Raw genomic sequence first — 1021 nt, 5'->3', positions numbered from 1 at the left:
GGCGAAGACCGGGCCTCCAAGGTGGAGGAGCTGGCCCGTCTCGGCTTCACCTGGGCCGATCTGGAGGACGAGGAATATTGGCTGGACGGAGTTGCCGCTATGCGGGAGGATACCTACCGGGAACTGGAGGAGGCTTCCGCCCGGCTGTGGGTTATTCTCGACAAAGCGGCGCGTTACATCCACGGGAGACATGATCTGTACGCCCTGCTGGGCATCCCGGAGGTGCTGTGGGAGATGCTGGATGCCTCGCCGCTTCCGCCGCCCGGCCTGATCAGCCGGTACGCGAGATTTGACTTCGCGGTGGGCGAAGATGGAAGCATCAAGCTCTTGGAGCTGAACGCCGATACACCGACCGGTTATGTGGAGGCGTCGATCGCGACGCCTTGGGCATGCGGGCGGGCGGACGTTCCGACGGTTAATGGCAGGATGCCGGAGCTTGTCGCGGCGGCCTGGGGCGAGGAGCGGCCGGATACTGCGGCCTGCGTGGACTACGGAAGCCATCTGGAGGATTCCGGCACCATCGAGGCGCTGGTGCGGCACAGCGGTCTTGCCGTACAATGCGCCGACTGCCTGGAGCTTACGATTGACGATGGAACGGTCAAGGACGGGCAGGGGCGCGTCATCCACCGGATGTTCGCCCTGTACCCGAAAGAATGGATGGCGGTGGACGAAGGCGGCGATGCCCTGGCTTATGCGGTGGAGACCGGCCGCCTGACGCTGTTCAACCCGCCCCACAGCATTTTGCTCCAGTCCAAAGGATTAATCGCCGCGGTCTGGGGGATGTATGAACTCGGCTTTTTGTTCAGCGGGGAAGAGCGGGATGTAATCGCCAAATACGTTCTTCCTACATATAACAAGCCAGTATTCTCGGGAGACTTCGTGTCCAAGTCGATGTTCGGGCGCGAGGGCGGTTCGGTTCGTCTGTATGACAAGGAGGGGACCCTGGAGCTTGAAGATGAGGACGGGTTCGACAGCAGCGTGCTGTTTCCTTCCGTATACCAGAAGAGAGCGGAGCTGTCCC

General features: G+C 61.8%; 1 protein-coding gene. It reads left to right on the top strand.

The annotated features are described in order from the left end of the window. Positions 1-21 precede the first annotated feature (21 nt). Positions 22-1021 (top strand): glutathionylspermidine synthase family protein (locus L692_RS0103060; RefSeq protein WP_415752751.1); only part of this gene is annotated, 1000 nt, incomplete at its 3' end.

Source organism: Paenibacillus forsythiae T98, assembly GCF_000520735.1.
Taxonomy (GTDB): domain Bacteria; phylum Bacillota; class Bacilli; order Paenibacillales; family Paenibacillaceae; genus Paenibacillus_AQ; species Paenibacillus_AQ forsythiae.
The sequence above is the reverse complement of the archived record's forward strand: the minus strand, read 5'-3'. Positions and strand labels throughout refer to the sequence as shown.